A 775-nucleotide genomic window follows, 5' to 3' on the forward strand; every position below is an offset into this window, starting at 1 on the left:
GAGGGTGTCCTCGGGCGGGTAGCCGGCCCGCACCGCGATCGCGCCGTCCTCGGGCAGGAGCAGCACGACGCGGACCTCGAGGCTGGCGGCGACCTGGTAGGCGGTGGCCCACAGCACGTCGTCGAGCGTGCCGCAGCCGGCGAGCTTGCGGCTGAAGCCGTAGAGCCGCTCGCTCGCGACCGCCCGCGCCCGGGACACTAGCGCCTCCTCGCGGGTGCGCGCGGCGAGGTTCGAGACCAGCACCGCGACCAGCGTGAACAGGCAGAAGGCGGCGACGTTGGTCGGGTCGGCGATGGTGAAGGTGTAGAGCGGCGGCAGGAAGAAGAAGTTGTAGGCGAGCGACGCGGCCACCACGGCGGCGAGCGAGGGCCAGAGCCCGAAGCTCACCGCGACGGCGACCACCGCGGTGAGCAGGACGAGGTCGGCGTTCTCGACCCCCAGCGTCGGCTGCAAGGCGAGCGCGATCCCGAGGGCGACGGCGACGGCGCCGAGCGCGACCGCGTAGGGCCAGGCCGAGCGGGCGGGCTCCGGGGCGGCCGTGCGCAGGGGCTTCGGCGGGTCCGCGTCCTGCGTCTCCCTCTGCGCCTCGCCCGCGACGACGTGGACGCTGATCGTGCCCGAGCCGCGCACGAGGTCGCGTACCACCGAGCCGTTCAGGATCTCGAAGAGCCGCGAGCGCTCGGACTTGCCGACCACGACGTGGTTGGCGTTGGTGCTTCGCGCATAGGCCAGGATGTCGTCGGCGATCCGCCGCGAGCCCGGCACGGTCGCGGCC

The 775-nt window shown here is 73.9% G+C and carries 1 protein-coding gene; it reads right to left on the reverse strand.

The window, feature by feature from the left end; genetic code table 11:
* The coding region (locus FV222_RS28020) for a DUF4118 domain-containing protein (protein ID WP_147816402.1) at positions 1-775 on the reverse strand (775 nt) is incomplete at both ends.

Source organism: Methylobacterium sp. WL103 (genome assembly GCF_008039885.1).
In the GTDB taxonomy this organism is placed as follows: domain Bacteria; phylum Pseudomonadota; class Alphaproteobacteria; order Rhizobiales; family Beijerinckiaceae; genus Methylobacterium; species Methylobacterium cerastii.